The sequence below is a fragment of the Pseudomonas sp. P4_D7 genome, assembly GCF_056401755.1.
Genome location: NZ_JBFUIR010000032.1, coordinates 1 through 12,503, shown reverse-complemented (window position 1 = coordinate 12,503; position 12,503 = coordinate 1). Strand labels below are relative to the sequence as shown.

General features: G+C 58.4%; 16 protein-coding genes and 1 pseudogene. 6 read left to right on the top strand and 11 right to left on the bottom strand.

The genetic code is table 11. The features are described 5' to 3' along the window. Positions 1-8 precede the first annotated feature (8 nt). Both serS and cysG read left to right on the top strand, forming a co-directional pair. Entirely contained in the window at positions 9-1,289 is a 1,281-nt protein-coding gene (gene serS, locus AC1DVF_RS19825; protein ID WP_007908080.1) for a serine--tRNA ligase, read from the top strand. Then, the gene (gene cysG / locus AC1DVF_RS19820) at positions 1,290-2,684 is read left to right on the top strand and encodes a siroheme synthase CysG (RefSeq protein WP_099756637.1); all 1,395 of its coding nucleotides are present in this window, start codon (positions 1,290-1,292) and stop codon (positions 2,682-2,684) included. A gap of 117 nt (positions 2,685-2,801) precedes the next feature. Here the strand turns inward: cysG and AC1DVF_RS19815 are convergent, their stop codons facing one another. The 8 genes from AC1DVF_RS19815 to AC1DVF_RS19780 form a co-directional block, all read right to left on the bottom strand. Beyond that, positions 2,802-3,803 carry a glutathione S-transferase family protein gene (locus AC1DVF_RS19815; protein ID WP_116256746.1) on the bottom strand — a complete coding sequence of 334 codons (1,002 nt, stop codon included), beginning with the start codon at positions 3,801-3,803 and terminating at the stop codon, positions 2,802-2,804. Between the two features lie 91 nt (positions 3,804-3,894). Further along, positions 3,895-4,896 (bottom strand): glycosyl transferase family protein, encoded by a 1,002-nt coding sequence (locus AC1DVF_RS19810; protein WP_477783017.1) that lies wholly within the window; start codon positions 4,894-4,896, stop codon positions 3,895-3,897. Next, complete coding sequence (locus AC1DVF_RS19805; RefSeq protein WP_095118237.1) at positions 4,893-5,228, bottom strand: TusE/DsrC/DsvC family sulfur relay protein; 336 nt, start codon at positions 5,226-5,228, stop codon at positions 4,893-4,895. The genes AC1DVF_RS19810 and AC1DVF_RS19805 overlap by 4 nt, the downstream gene beginning before the upstream one ends. Beyond that, complete coding sequence (tusB, locus tag AC1DVF_RS19800; protein ID WP_093434334.1) at positions 5,225-5,518, bottom strand: sulfurtransferase complex subunit TusB; 294 nt, start codon at positions 5,516-5,518, stop codon at positions 5,225-5,227. Before tusB ends, AC1DVF_RS19805 begins: the two co-directional genes overlap by 4 nt. Then, positions 5,518-5,874, bottom strand: a complete 357-nt coding sequence (gene tusC / locus AC1DVF_RS19795; protein WP_116256749.1) for a sulfurtransferase complex subunit TusC — start codon at positions 5,872-5,874, stop codon at positions 5,518-5,520. Before tusC ends, tusB begins: the two co-directional genes overlap by 1 nt. A 1-nt stretch (position 5,875) precedes the next feature. Continuing rightward, positions 5,876-6,268, bottom strand: a complete 393-nt coding sequence (gene tusD / locus AC1DVF_RS19790) for a sulfurtransferase complex subunit TusD (protein WP_116256750.1) — start codon at positions 6,266-6,268, stop codon at positions 5,876-5,878. A 171-nt stretch (positions 6,269-6,439) separates the two neighbouring features. Further along, positions 6,440-7,144 carry a YoaK family protein gene (locus AC1DVF_RS19785; RefSeq protein ID WP_477783016.1) on the bottom strand — a complete coding sequence of 235 codons (705 nt, stop codon included), beginning with the start codon at positions 7,142-7,144 and terminating at the stop codon, positions 6,440-6,442. A gap of 25 nt (positions 7,145-7,169) precedes the next feature. Beyond that, positions 7,170-7,499 (bottom strand): DUF6388 family protein, encoded by a 330-nt coding sequence (locus tag AC1DVF_RS19780; RefSeq protein WP_460091408.1) that lies wholly within the window; start codon positions 7,497-7,499, stop codon positions 7,170-7,172. A 134-nt stretch (positions 7,500-7,633) separates the two neighbouring features. On the opposite strand from AC1DVF_RS19780, the gene AC1DVF_RS19775 reads away from it, so the two are divergent. Beyond that, positions 7,634-7,984: a hypothetical protein gene (locus AC1DVF_RS19775; protein WP_093434342.1), complete on the top strand. Its 351-nt coding sequence runs from the start codon at positions 7,634-7,636 to the stop codon at positions 7,982-7,984. A gap of 115 nt (positions 7,985-8,099) precedes the next feature. Here the strand turns inward: AC1DVF_RS19775 and AC1DVF_RS19770 are convergent, their stop codons facing one another. Continuing rightward, on the bottom strand, positions 8,100-8,525 hold the full coding sequence (locus AC1DVF_RS19770; RefSeq protein ID WP_477783015.1) for a GNAT family N-acetyltransferase: 426 nt from the start codon (positions 8,523-8,525) through the stop codon (positions 8,100-8,102). 147 nt (positions 8,526-8,672) lie between these two features. Here AC1DVF_RS19770 and AC1DVF_RS19765 point away from each other — a divergent pair, with 147 nt between their 5' ends. From AC1DVF_RS19765 to AC1DVF_RS19755, 3 genes and pseudogenes are all read left to right on the top strand, one after another. Further along, the gene (locus AC1DVF_RS19765; protein ID WP_093434348.1) at positions 8,673-9,110 is read left to right on the top strand and encodes a hemerythrin domain-containing protein; all 438 of its coding nucleotides are present in this window, start codon (positions 8,673-8,675) and stop codon (positions 9,108-9,110) included. Between the two features lie 221 nt (positions 9,111-9,331). Beyond that, complete coding sequence (locus tag AC1DVF_RS19760; RefSeq protein WP_099756632.1) at positions 9,332-9,967, top strand: lytic polysaccharide monooxygenase auxiliary activity family 9 protein; 636 nt, start codon at positions 9,332-9,334, stop codon at positions 9,965-9,967. Positions 9,968-10,010: 43 nt separating this feature from the next. Continuing rightward, positions 10,011-11,012, top strand: a pseudogene (locus AC1DVF_RS19755) (chitinase); the annotation flags it as partial. 274 nt (positions 11,013-11,286) lie between these two features. On the opposite strand, the gene AC1DVF_RS19750 reads toward AC1DVF_RS19755, so the two are convergent. After that, positions 11,287-11,715, bottom strand: a complete 429-nt coding sequence (locus AC1DVF_RS19750; protein WP_414926397.1) for a DUF6896 domain-containing protein — start codon at positions 11,713-11,715, stop codon at positions 11,287-11,289. Next, positions 11,712-12,503: RHS repeat-associated core domain-containing protein (locus tag AC1DVF_RS19745; RefSeq protein WP_477783014.1), on the bottom strand; the 792-nt coding region annotated here is incomplete at its 5' end. The genes AC1DVF_RS19745 and AC1DVF_RS19750, both read right to left, overlap by 4 nt.

The window sequence follows — 12,503 nt, the reverse complement described above, 5'->3', positions numbered from 1 at the left end:
AAACCGACATGCTCGATTCCAAACTGTTACGTAGCAACCTTCAGGACGTAGCGGACCGCCTGGCTTCCCGTGGCTTTGCCCTGGATACCGCGCGCATCGAAGCGCTGGAAGAACAGCGCAAGACCGTCCAGACCCGCACCGAAGCACTGCAGGCTGAGCGTAACGCGCGTTCCAAATCCATCGGTCAGGCCAAGCAGCGCGGCGAAGACATCGCGCCGTTGATGGCGGACGTCGAGCGCATGGCGGGCGAACTGAGTGCCGGTAAAGTCGAGCTGGACGCGATCCAGACCGAACTGGATTCGATCCTGCTCGGTATCCCCAACCTGCCGCACGAATCCGTGCCGGTCGGCAAAGACGAAGACGACAACGTTGAAGTGCGCCGCTGGGGCACGCCGACCGCGTTCGACTTCGAAGTGAAAGACCACGTTGCCCTGGGCGAGAAGTTCGGCTGGCTGGATTTCGAAACCGCCGCCAAGCTGTCCGGCGCGCGTTTCGCCCTGCTGCGTGGCCCGATCGCGCGTCTGCACCGTGCGCTCGCACAGTTCATGATCAACCTGCACGTCAACGAACACGGCTACGAAGAGGCTTACACGCCTTATCTGGTTCAGGCGCCGGCGCTGCAAGGCACCGGTCAACTGCCGAAGTTCGAAGAAGACCTGTTCAAGATCGCGCGCGAAGGCGAAGCCGATCTCTACCTGATCCCGACCGCTGAAGTGTCGCTGACCAACATCGTTGCGGGCGAAATCGTCGATTCGAAACTGCTGCCGATCAAGTTCGTCGCGCACACTCCGTGCTTCCGCAGTGAAGCCGGTGCATCGGGCCGTGACACCCGCGGCATGATCCGTCAGCACCAGTTCGACAAAGTCGAAATGGTCCAGATCGTTGAGCCATCGACTTCGATGGAAGCGCTGGAAGGCCTGACCGCCAACGCCGAAAAAGTCCTGCAACTGCTCGGTCTGCCTTACCGCACCCTGGCGCTGTGCACCGGCGACATGGGTTTCAGCGCGGTCAAGACCTACGATCTGGAAGTGTGGATCCCGAGCCAGGACAAGTACCGCGAAATCTCCTCGTGCTCGAACTGCGGCGACTTCCAGGCCCGTCGTATGCAAGCGCGTTTCCGCAACCCGGAAACCGGCAAGCCTGAGCTGGTGCACACCTTGAACGGTTCCGGTCTGGCCGTAGGCCGTACGCTGGTTGCCGTGCTGGAAAACTACCAGCAGGCCGACGGCTCGATCCGTGTGCCGGACGTACTCAAGCCGTACATGGGTGGCCTTGAGGTCATCGGCTAAATGAAATATCTGCCGCTGTTTCACAACCTGCGCGGCAGTCGTGTGTTGGTCGTCGGTGGGGGGGAAATTGCCTTGCGCAAATCCCGCCTGCTGGCCGATGCCGGTGCGCTGCTGCGGGTGGTCGCACCTGAAATCGAAACGCAACTGCGTGAACTGGTCGTCGCCTCTGGCGGTGAATGCCTGTTGCGCGGTTACGTCGAGGCGGATCTCGACGGTTGCGGGCTGATTATTGCCGCCACCGACGATGAGACGCTGAACGCCCAAGTCTCCACCGATGCGCACAAGCGCTGCGTGCCGGTCAACGTGGTCGACGCGCCTGCCTTGTGCAGCGTGATCTTCCCGGCGATCGTCGACCGTTCGCCGCTGATCATTGCCGTGTCCAGCGGCGGCGATGCGCCGGTGCTGGCGCGTTTGATCCGCGCCAAGATCGAAACCTGGATTCCATCGACCTACGGCCAATTGGCCGGGCTCGCCGCGCGTTTCCGCAATCAGGTGAAAAGCCTGTTTCCGGATGTGCAGCAGCGTCGTGGTTTCTGGGAAGACGTGTTTCAGGGGCCGATTGCCGACCGGCAACTGGCCGGGCAGGGCGCCGAAGCCGAGCGTCTGCTGCAAGCCAAGATCGATGGCGAAGCCATGGTCACGACCGGCGAGGTGTATCTGGTCGGCGCGGGCCCGGGCGATCCGGACCTGCTGACCTTCAAGGCGTTGCGTCTGATGCAGCAAGCCGATGTGGTGCTGTACGACCGCTTGGTGGCGCCAGCGATTCTTGAGCTGTGCCGTCGTGATGCCGAGCGGGTCTACGTCGGCAAACGTCGGTCTGATCACGCTGTGCCGCAGGATCAGATCAACCAGCAATTGGTCGACCTGGCCAAGGCCGGCAAGCGTGTGGTGCGGTTGAAGGGCGGTGATCCGTTTATCTTCGGCCGTGGCGGCGAAGAGATCGAAGAGCTGGCCGCTCACGGCATTCCGTTTCAGGTTGTGCCGGGTATCACGGCGGCAAGTGGCTGCGCGGCATATGCCGGGATTCCGCTGACGCATCGTGATCACGCGCAGTCGGTGCGCTTTGTTACCGGCCATCTGAAGGACGGCTCCACCGATCTGCCTTGGGCCGACCTTGTCGCGCCGGCGCAGACGCTGGTGTTCTACATGGGCCTGGTGGGGTTGCCGGTCATCTGCGAACAACTGATCAAACATGGTCGTTCAGCCGATACCCCGGCGGCATTGATTCAGCAGGGCACCACGGTCAATCAGCGCGTCTTCACCGGCACGCTGGCTGATCTGCCGCGACTGGTGGCGGAGCATGAAGTGCATGCGCCGACACTGGTCATCGTCGGTGAAGTGGTGCAACTGCGCGAGAAGCTGGCGTGGTTCGAAGGGGCTCAGGCGCAGGTCTGAAAAACCGAGTTGACCCATTCGCGAGCAAGCTCGCTCCCACAGGGGATTTGTGAACGACACATATCCAGTGTGGGAGCGAGCTTGCTCGCGAAGAGGCCTTCCAAAACCCTATAACTCTCAACCTTTTCGCCAAACCCCTTTGCCGCTCAACCGCGCCCGATCATGGACGACGTTGAAATCCTGCTCCGGCCCCTTCGGCACAACTCCCGTCGGGTTAATGGTCTTGTGACTGCCGTAGTAGTGGTTCTTGATGTGCTGGAAGTCCACCGTCTCGGCAATCCCCGGCATCTGATACATCTCCCGCAGCCAGTTTGACAGATTCGGGTAATCGGCAATCCGCCGCAGGTTGCACTTGAAGTGGCCGTGGTAGACCGCGTCAAAACGAATCATCGTGGTGAACAAACGGATGTCCGCTTCCGTCAAGTACTCACCCGACAAGTAGCGATTGGCACCCAGCACCCGCTCCAGATGATCCAGCTCGGCAAACACCTCATCGAACGCTTCTTCATAAGCCTGTTGTGACGTCGCAAAACCTGCGCGATACACGCCGTTGTTAACCGCTGGATAAATCCGCTCGTTCAGCGCATCGATCTCGCCGCGTAATGGCGCCGGATAGAAATCCAGATCACTGCCGGTCAAACCATCGAACGCGCTGTTGAACATGCGGATGATTTCCGCCGATTCATTACTGACGATGCGCTTGAGCTTTTTGTCCCACAGCACCGGCACGGTGACACGGCCGGTGTAATCGGCAGTGTCGGCGGTATAGCGCTGATGCATGAATTCAAACCCATCGAGTTTGTCGCCGGTTGAGCCGAGCGCCGTGTCGAAGGTCCAGCCATTTTCCAGCATCAACCAACTGACCACCGAGACGTCGATGAGACTTTCCAGGCCTTTGAGTTTGCGCAGGATCAGCGTGCGATGCGCCCACGGACAGGCGAGCGAAACATAGAGGTGATAGCGCCCGGCCTCTGCGGCAAAACCGCCTTCACCGCTGGGGCCGGGTTCGCCGTTGGCGGTTACCCAGTTGCGGCGCTTGGCCTGTTCGCGCTGGAAGGCGCCGTCCTTGCTGCTTTCGTACCACTTGTCCTGCCAGTGGCCATCGACGAGTAAACCCATGATCAAGACTCCGTAAACCAATAATCGTTGGAGTCGAGTCTATTCCGATGAGTTCGAACAAAAAGCGCAAAGATCAGGCGCGAATGATCGGTTAAATCGATTTGTTCCGCGCGGCCCAGTAGTGCTCGGCGGTTGCGAAGGCTTGCTCACGGCTTTGACCGAGACCGCGCAAGGCCAGTGCCATGGTCGCAATCAACGCCATTTGCGGGTAACTGTCGACCACCTCGCCACGCCATACGGCTTTCAGGTGTTCGACGTCCAGGGTCGCCGGTTTGACGTGGCGCTGCGCCGACAATCGCGGCCATTCCTCGTCCCAGCTCTCGCCGGCGGTGGTGCCGTAGAGGTGGCTGTCGGCATCCGGGTTGATCTCGATTTCGCCGCCGTCGCCCTTGACCACAATCGCCGTGTCGCCCAGCAGACCGCTGGCATCGCGGTGCACTGCCTGATAGCCGGGGTGGAAAATACTTTGCAGGCCGCAGCGTGCGCCCAACGGATTGAGGATCCGCGCCAGGGAATGGATCGGCGAACGCAGGCCGAGGGTGTTGCGCAAATCGATCATGTTCTGCAATTGCGGCGCCCAGTCCACCAGCGGCATGAATGCCAGTCCGCCGTTGTCCAGCGCTGTGCCGACCTGCTGCCAGGTGCGGCACAACGGGATGTTCAATTCAGCAAGCAGTTGCTCGCTGTACAGACGCCCGGCGGTGTGTGCGCCGCCGCCGTGCATGAAAATGCGCACGCCGTTCTGTGCCAGACACTTGGCCGCCAGCAGATACCACGGCAGATGACGCTTCTTGCCAGCGTAAGTCGGCCAGTCCAGATCGACGTTCAGCGCCGGCGCCTGCAGGCGCTCGCGCAGGGCTTCGGTGAAGCCGGCCATTTCCTCGGCGCTTTCTTCCTTGTGCCGCAGCAACATTAGAAAAGCGCCGAGCTGGGTGTCTTCAACCTTGTCGTCAAGCACCATGCCCATGGCTTCGCGGGCCTCTTCGCGGGTCAGGTCGCGAGCGCCACGTTTGCCTTTGCCAAGAATGCGCACGAATTGGGCGAACGGATGCTCGGCAGGGGTTTCGAGGGTCAGCGCTGGAAAGTCGGTCATAAGCAATTCGTCGGTTTGGGCAGGCCCGCCAGTTTCGCGGCGAGTTTGGCAGGGGTGCCTTTGAACAGTCTGTTGAGGTGCAGGCTGTTACCTTTGTCCGGGCCGAGTTTCAACGCGGTGTACTTGATCAGCGGCCGGGTGGCCGGGGACAGCTGGAATTCTTCGTAGAAGCTACGCAGCAGTTCGAGGACTTCCCAGTGTTCGGCGGTCAACTCGATCTCTTCGGCGGCAGCGAGGGCGCTGGCAACATCGGCAGACCAGTCGCTGAGGTCGACGAGAAAGCCGTCCTTGTCCAGTTCGATGGCGCGGGCGCCGACGGTCATGGAATTCATAGCCAGCTGTTGACCTTGTCGTGATGGATCGACAACTCGACGAAGGCCGGGTAATCAATGGCCTCAGCCCAGTCCGGGACTTCGATGGCGCGAGCCTGTGCATCTTCGGCCAGAACCAACAATTTGATCTGGCGGTTTTGCAGGGCGGTGAACGGCGCGGTGCCCGGTTGCAGAGCATAGACCGCGTCGCCGGACAGCAACACAGCATCAGCGCTGCCGATCAGGCGCAGGCAACTGGTCAGGCGATCATCGCCGAACGGGGAATGAGACAACACATGCAAAGTCGACATCAGAGGGTGATCACCTGGTCGTAACGGTCAATAAGGGCGGTGATTTGCTCGGCGGCCAGCGGCTGCGCTTCGTCCAGCGACAGAGTGCCGAGGCCACGAGTGCTGGCGCTGTCGGCGCAGTAAAACAGTTCTTCTACACCAAACATCGGTAGCGCTTGCAGGTTAGCGCTCAAGTCTTTCTGTTGCAGGGCCTTGGCGCTCTGCCCGGCGGCGAGTTGTAAGACGCCATCATCGAGAAACAGCAAGCCAATGGGCAGATCGAAGGCGCCACCGGCCAGCACGATGTCCAGCGCTTCGCGGGCCGCGGGGCCAGACCATGGCGATTGACGGCTGATGATCAACAGGGATTTAGCCATCTCACGCACCTCCGAAGCAGATCAAGCGGTCAGCGTCTTGTACCGCGTCATGCAACTGACCGAGGCCGGACAATTCCCACGGCGCGCTGACGGAGACGGCGTCACGCTGATAGCGCTTGGCTTCTTCAGCGTTCAGCACGCCACGGCGCAGGGCGGCGGCGATGCACACCACGCCGTCGAGCTTTTGCTCGGTGATGAAGGTGCGCCATTGTTTGGGCAGGTCCAGTTCGTCCTGCGGGGTGACCACCGCGTCCGAAGCGTTGTAAACGCCGTCCTGATAGAAAAACAGCCGGACAATTTCATGCCCACCGGCCAGCGCGGCTTGTGCAAACAGCAGGGCGCGGCGCGAGGAGGGCGCATGGGCGGCGGAAAACAGCGCAATGGCGAACTTCATGACGGACTCGATCAGCAAAACTGCGGCCATGATAAAGCTTTATCGCGACAGCCGCGAAACCTTGTAGGAGTGAGCCTGCTCGCGATAGCGGTCTGTCAGTTGGTGAAGATGAAGAATGTGCCGGCGTCTTCGCGAGCAGGCTCACTCCTACAAAGATTTTGTTGTCCTCGGTTAGCGCGGCATATAGCCCAGCTGCCAGCGCCGTGGGATTCTCAGCGAGACCAAGCCGATCACCGCCGCCAGCAAACCGCTGACAAACATCGCCTTCAGTCCCAAATGATGTTCCAGCACCGCCCCCAGAATCGCGCCGATAAACATCCCGCTCCACGGCACCAGTTGCACCCGCCAGCCGCTGCGCCGTTCGCCAAGCATCCAGCGCCCCAAACCACGGCCGAACCGCGACAATGCGCCAGTCACGTAAGTCAGTCCGACCGGCAAGCCGTTCACCTCTTCGACCGACGCGTTGAGCATGCCCATCGCAATGATCGCCGCCATCAGCGCCGGCAGTTGGGTGTCGAAGGGCCAGGCGGCCGCCGCACACAGCAGGGTGGCGATACACAGCAGCAACGGCAACGCCCGGCGGCCACCGAAACGGGCAACGATAACGCCCAAGGCGTTCCCGGCTATAAAAGTGGCGACGAGGACCAACAAACGCAGGGTCAGCCCGATATCACCATCGCTGATCGCCACGGCAAGTCGGGTGGTGTTGCCGCTCATGAACGAGACGAAGTCGCCGCTGGCCATAAAGCCGATGGCATCGGTCATGCCGGCCAGTACCGAGAGGCCGGCCACCAGCGCCAGACCAATCCGCCCGCGCCACTTCTGAGTGTGCAGATGCCCGGGGCTTGCGCGGTGAGTCGAGGCGGATGGCAGCATCGGTAGAAGTGTCCTTGGGCGGCGGTTATGGTTCTATGCCATACAGATCGCAATATTCCGGCCAACCCATATGAGCCATTTCTGCGACTTCACGATGCACCTCAAGGCGCTGCGCTTGGTATTCCTCAGGCGTTGCGGCCGTGAGTAGCAGTGTCAGCTCCCAGGCAAACAGACCTTGTTCTTCCGCCTCGGCCTCAAATGCTTCATGCAGTCGCTCTTCACGATACTGCGCCTGAGTTTCGCCTTTGGCCTGAGCCAGTAACGGGTTGAGGTGGTCGAGGTTTTCGCGCAGTTCGGGACGCGCGTCGAGAAATACTTTCAGGGCATGTTCATGTCGCTGGTCGGTAGGCGCCATGTGTTTTCCTTGTGAGGCTGATGACCTTAGGTTGCCGCAGCGGCCTGCGCCTGTCGCGCTATAAATGCAGTAAAGCAGAACGATTCCTGCTGCTGCGATGATACAGTCCGCTTTTTTCTGAATGAGCGAATGCAATGCGAATTCTGATGGTAGCGCTGGCCGCGACACTGCTGGCCGGTTGCGCAGGCTCGGTGATGGACGATGCTCGCACGAAAACCCCGTACAAGGTATTGACGTCGGACAAAGCCGAAAAAGACGTGGCGCGTTGTGTGCAGTTCGGCTGGCAGGACGAAGCGGTGTTTGGCGTGGATGCGGCGGCGTATCTGGAACCGCGTAAATCGGGCGGTACGACGGTGTATACCCGTTCGGCAGAGTCTTTTGTCGATGTGCTCACCGAAGCATCGGGGACGACGCTGAATTACTACGCGCAGAAGGATGATTTTGTCGCCAAGCGCCGGTTGGCGGCGTTGGCAACCTGTCTGTAGGGCCAATGGTCGCGGTGAGGTTCAAGCCGCCTTCGCAAGCTCGCTCCCACATCGATTCTTTGTCGATCACTCATCCAGTGTGGGAGCGAGCTTGCTCGCGAAGGCGGCGTCACATTCAACCGTTCAGGCGCTTCTGGAAAAAATGCCGCTTGTGCCCCGGCGGATAATCGACAATCTCACCAAACTGGCTGTACCCGAGTTTCTTGTAGAACTCCGGTGCCTGAAAGTCGAACGTGTCGAGCCATGCGCCGATGCAACCTTTCTCCCGCGCCAGCTCTTCGGCCATGCGCATCAGTTTCGAGCCAATACCCTGGCCCCGGGCTGCTTCAGGCACTGACAGCAAATCGATGAACAACCACTGGCAGACCAGCCGGCCATAGAGTCCACCCAGAATCTGATCGTGATCGTCACGCACCAGCAGGGTGAGCGGTTCGGATACCGCGATCCCGGCCTTGGCCACGTTATAGGCATGCAGGGGGGCGAGAATCGCTTGGCGTTCTTCTTCTGTGGAATGTTGTGACAACTCGATGCGCAAGTTCATGCCTGACTTCCTTGTAGTTTGAACCCGCAGCCTATCCTGCCCGGCGGTGATCTTCCAAGCCCCCCTCAACCCGGTGGAACTGCCGCTCACGCGCCGGGGTCTAGCTGTTACAGCGTCATTCCAGCACGCGGTTGATGAGGATCCCCCATGAATATTTTCGAAGCCCTTCGCGAAAGCCATGAGCGCCAGCGTAGCTACGCCAAAACCCTGATCGAAACCAGCGGCGACACCCCGGAGCGGGTCGAGGCGTACAAACAACTCAAAGCCGAACTCCAGGCCCACGAAACCGCCGAAGAACGCCATTTCTACATTCCGTTGATGGAGCTTGACGAGGGTGTCGATCTGAGCCGCCATGCCATCGCTGAACACCATGAAATGGACGAGATGATGGAAGAACTCGACGAGACCGAGATGTCCAGTCCGGCGTGGTTGGCAACCGCGAAGAAGCTGTCGGACAAGGTTCATCATCATTTGAAAGAAGAAGAACAGAAGTTCTTCCAGATGGCCGGCAAATTGCTCAACGAGAAACAGAAAGTACAACTCGCCGGGCAATACGAAAAGGAGTTCAAGGCACAGTTGCCGTGAGTACTGAATGGCAGTTTTTGCAGCATCGGCGTGTAATCTTTTGGCGTCATCTCGGGTGGGTATTATCGTAAAAGACTGGATATACATCCAGTATTTGCAGTGTTTTGCTGGCCTTCATCCGCTGACTGCGAGAAAATCGCCGATGGACAAAAAATTCGCCTCCGTTAGCTTGAAGGCCTCTCCTCGGAAAGGAGAGTTCTTAAATCAACGGAGTGAAAAACATGAATCAACCACAAGCACAAACCCAACTGCGACATGGTCGCGTCATCTCTCCTGCCAGCCGCGGTGCGGTGGCCATTGAGCAAGGACTGCTCGGTGCCTGGCAGGTCAATGAAATGGAAGGCGGGAAAAATTTCCCGGCGCTGGCAGCGGGGCCGTTTCCGGCGCCATACCAGAGCGACTCGGACAGTGTCACGCCACCGGCCGACGGCTACATCCTCAGTGGTGGCAAGAGTGACGCCCGCGACTGCGTGAACTTCACCCATGAAGAAATGAGCAAGAAACTCGGTCGTCCATTCACCTGGCCGCTGCTCAATGTCACCCCGGGACAAACCCTCGAAATCAAGTGGGAATACACCGCACCGCACACCACTCGCGGCTATCGCTGGCTGATCACCAAGGACGGCTGGGATCCGAAGCAGCGCATCACCCGTGCGCAACTGGAAAGCCAACCGTTCTTCGAGGACTTCTACACTCAGGTGCCGTATTACAGCTACCCGAATGAGCTGAAGGCCAAGGTCAATCACGCGGTGAAACTGCCGGCCAACAAAAAAGGCCATCACGTGATCGTGCTGATGTGGATCGTCGCCAACACCGGCAACGCTTTCTATCAGGCCTTCGACGTCGACTTCAAATAACGGCGCTGCGTCGCCAAACCCACACGTTCTGAAGGATTAGAACATGTCAAAAATCGATTTCTCTTTAGTGCAAAACGCCGCGAGCGATGCCGCCTCGCTGATGCCGAGCATTGCCGGCAAAAAGATCCTCATGGGCTTCTGGCACAACTGGCCGGCGGGACTGAGTGATGGTTACCGCCAGGGTCGCTTCGCCAGCCTGTCGCTGGAAGAGGTGCCCAAGGAATACAACGTCGTCGCGGTAGCCTTTATGAAGGGCAGCGGCATTCCGACCTTCAAGCCGTTCAACGTTTCCGATGCCGAGTTCCGCCGTCAGGTCGGTGTGCTCAACAGCCAAGGGCGGGCCGTGTTAATTTCCCTCGGCGGCGCCGATGCGCACATCGAGTTGCGCAGCGGTCAGGAACAACCGCTGGCCAATGAAATCATCCGTCTGGTGGAAACCTACGGCTTCGACGGCCTGGATATTGATCTTGAACAGAGCGCGATTGATTTCGCGGCCAACAGGACCGTCCTGCCGGCCGCACTGAAACTGGTCAAGGATCACTACGCAGGCCAAGGCAAGCACTTCATCATCAGCATGGCCCCGGAGTTTCCATACCTGACCAGCACCGGCAAATACCTGAGCTATCTGCAGGCGCTGGAAGGCTACTACGACTTCATCGCCCCGCAGTTCTACAACCAGGGTGGCGACGGGGTCTGGGTGCCGGAAGCCAACAACGGCGCGGGCGCGTGGATTGCGCAGAACAACGATGCGTTGAAAGAGGATTTCCTTTATTACCTGACTGAAAGCCTGGTGACCGGTACTCGCGGCTTCACCCGCATCGCGGCGGACAAGTTCGTCATTGGCCTGCCGGCCAACAACGATGCGGCTGCCACCGGTTATGTGATCGACAAAACCGTGGTCGGGAATGTCCTCAAGCGTCTGGCGATCAAAGGGCTGCCGATCAAAGGCTTGATGACCTGGTCGGTGAACTGGGACAACGGCAGCAGCAAGGATGGCGTGCCGTACAACTGGGAGTTCAGTCGGCGTTATGGGCCGTTGATTCACGGGGTGGGTTCCGTTGAGTCGGGGGTCGATGACAGGCTGTCGCACGTCGCTCGCTAGGCGAAAAAGACCCGAGTGAATTGCCGTTCATCAATGACCCGAGGAATGAGGGTCCGGCTCATTGATGGACGACGCGACGATGCCATGAATGATTCGGATGAGGCAGATAAAGAGTATGAGGGGTATGCGTATGAGCTGTGACGGTTTTTTGTAGTGAGTTGAGAGTATGTATTTGGTTTTTCAGGGCCTGATTCAACAGGCCCTTTTTTGGTCGTGTCTAATCGGTTTCTGTTGAGTCAGCCAATACATACAAGTTACTTATGCCTGACATTTTTTTGATTTTTTTTAGCTTCAGATATTCTGCGAGTTCTTTTTTAATGGTTTCTTCATCGCAATATTTTCTATGCTTAGAGGGTCTTTCACGAGCAAAGTTGTATAGGCGCCAAGTATCAAAGCCATTGATTTCACCGTTAGGGCCATAGTCAAAATCTACGCATCCTGTCGATAAATTGATGCGGCAGCCAATACCATGCAATTCATATTTAACGCCTCGAGTAACTCTCCCGCGTCGCTTTATTACCTTGGTGTACCAAAGCCTTCGAATGTCTCGAGTGCCAAATTTTCGCTCAAATATCAGGGTGCTGGACTCCACCATGGAAATGAAGTCATTTATCAGGATGTCCAAAGTTTCATTTTGGTCGCTCATCTTCTTCTCCGGTGCTCCAATCTGTCTAGGCCCACATTGTTTGCTGACTCTAATATATCTTCAATGCTTCTTAGCGCTCCGTTATACGCTTTGAGGTCGGTTATGAGTTTGATTGTCACATTAGTTGAAGTTTGCCGTGCAGCTGCTGCGCGATGGTGTCCGTCCAAAATATATAGATTGCCGTCATGTTCTATGACCTTGATGGGATCTGTTGGATCGTATCCGTTTTGCATTTTATTTTTATAATTCTCGACTGTCTTGGTTGAGGTTTTTCCCTCTATTGTATGTACTCGCTTCAAAGTTTTTGGATCTATATTGTGAGCAATTTCCGGTAGTTTCGGCTCATCCTCATCAACCTGAGCCCCGTCACTTCCACCCGGCACCTCACACCCAGGCTTCTTCGGCGGCGGGCAGTTGGAGTTCAACCCCAACGGATCCACCCACCCCGTCGGATTCGGCACGTACTGGTACTGATTCAACCCACCCGCCAACTTGATCGGATCCGGCGTCAGATACCGTCCCAACCTCGGGTCGTAATACCGGTGCCGGTTGTAATGCAGCCCGCTTTCGCCGTCGAAGTACTGCCCCTGAAAACGCAGCGGCTGGTTCAGGTAGTCCTCGCCGGCCAGGGTCAGTGCGGCGACTTTGCCGTAGGCGTCGTATTGCGCGGACCAGACGATGTCGCCGCTGTAGTCGGTGAGTTCCTGCGGGGTGCCGAGGTGGTCGAGCTGGTAGTAGAACGGGCAGGCTTTTTTCGGGCCTTTGCCGTCGAGCAGTGCCAGCGGGCG

What these genes read in the sequence shown, in the direction of transcription:
- serS (WP_007908080.1), top strand. Translation starts at nt 9, where the DNA reads ATGCTCGATTCCAAACTGTTACGTAGCAACCTTCAGGACGTAGCGGAC.
- cysG (WP_099756637.1), top strand. Translation starts at nt 1,290, where the DNA reads ATGAAATATCTGCCGCTGTTTCACAACCTGCGCGGCAGTCGTGTGTTG.
- AC1DVF_RS19815 (WP_116256746.1), bottom strand. Translation starts at nt 3,803, where the DNA reads ATGGGTTTACTCGTCGATGGCCACTGGCAGGACAAGTGGTACGAAAGC.
- AC1DVF_RS19810 (WP_477783017.1), bottom strand. Translation starts at nt 4,896, where the DNA reads ATGACCGACTTTCCAGCGCTGACCCTCGAAACCCCTGCCGAGCATCCG.
- AC1DVF_RS19805 (WP_095118237.1), bottom strand. Translation starts at nt 5,228, where the DNA reads ATGAATTCCATGACCGTCGGCGCCCGCGCCATCGAACTGGACAAGGAC.
- tusB (WP_093434334.1), bottom strand. Translation starts at nt 5,518, where the DNA reads ATGTCGACTTTGCATGTGTTGTCTCATTCCCCGTTCGGCGATGATCGC.
- tusC (WP_116256749.1), bottom strand. Translation starts at nt 5,874, where the DNA reads ATGGCTAAATCCCTGTTGATCATCAGCCGTCAATCGCCATGGTCTGGC.
- tusD (WP_116256750.1), bottom strand. Translation starts at nt 6,268, where the DNA reads ATGAAGTTCGCCATTGCGCTGTTTTCCGCCGCCCATGCGCCCTCCTCG.
- AC1DVF_RS19785 (WP_477783016.1), bottom strand. Translation starts at nt 7,144, where the DNA reads ATGCTGCCATCCGCCTCGACTCACCGCGCAAGCCCCGGGCATCTGCAC.
- AC1DVF_RS19780 (WP_460091408.1), bottom strand. Translation starts at nt 7,499, where the DNA reads ATGGCGCCTACCGACCAGCGACATGAACATGCCCTGAAAGTATTTCTC.
- AC1DVF_RS19775 (WP_093434342.1), top strand. Translation starts at nt 7,634, where the DNA reads ATGCGAATTCTGATGGTAGCGCTGGCCGCGACACTGCTGGCCGGTTGC.
- AC1DVF_RS19770 (WP_477783015.1), bottom strand. Translation starts at nt 8,525, where the DNA reads ATGAACTTGCGCATCGAGTTGTCACAACATTCCACAGAAGAAGAACGC.
- AC1DVF_RS19765 (WP_093434348.1), top strand. Translation starts at nt 8,673, where the DNA reads ATGAATATTTTCGAAGCCCTTCGCGAAAGCCATGAGCGCCAGCGTAGC.
- AC1DVF_RS19760 (WP_099756632.1), top strand. Translation starts at nt 9,332, where the DNA reads ATGAATCAACCACAAGCACAAACCCAACTGCGACATGGTCGCGTCATC.
- AC1DVF_RS19750 (WP_414926397.1), bottom strand. Translation starts at nt 11,715, where the DNA reads ATGAGCGACCAAAATGAAACTTTGGACATCCTGATAAATGACTTCATT.